The organism is Micrococcus sp. Mcc89, from assembly GCF_024519795.1.
Lineage (GTDB): Bacteria > Actinomycetota > Actinomycetes > Actinomycetales > Micrococcaceae > Micrococcus > Micrococcus luteus.
In genome coordinates this window covers 1-362 of the sequence record NZ_JALJRI010000096.1, presented here as the reverse complement: position 1 = coordinate 362, position 362 = coordinate 1, and the positions used below count along the sequence as shown (strand labels likewise).

Below are 362 nucleotides of genomic sequence, written 5' to 3'. Positions count from 1 at the left end.
TGGGGACTGACCCAATTTCAGGTTCGCCTGGGACAGATACGCGGCCGCACGCCGTAGGACCTCGTTCTCCATCTCCAACTCGCGGTTGCGGCGCTTGAGAGCCTTCAGCTCCTCGTTCTCAGCCTTGGTGATGCCGGGCCGGATCCCGGCCTCGACATCATCCTGGGCCAGCCAGCGCCGTAGGCAGGACTCGGCGATGCCGAAGTCCTTCGCGACCTGCGCGATCGGCATCTGACCCTTACGGGCGATCGCGACCACGTCCTGGCGGAACTCTCGGGGGTATGCAGCGGGCATGGGGTCATCCTTCCAGCAGTCCCTCCCGGGACCACAGATCAGATGTCAACCAAACTCACGGCAGACCC

The 362-nt window shown here is 64.4% G+C and carries 1 protein-coding gene; it reads right to left on the bottom strand.

Features of this window, described 5'->3' with window-relative positions; translation table 11 throughout:
• The coding region (locus tag NR072_RS09115) for a transposase (protein WP_256836938.1) at positions 1–294 on the bottom strand (294 nt) is incomplete at its 3' end.
• Between the last annotated feature and the right edge of the window lie 68 nt (positions 295–362).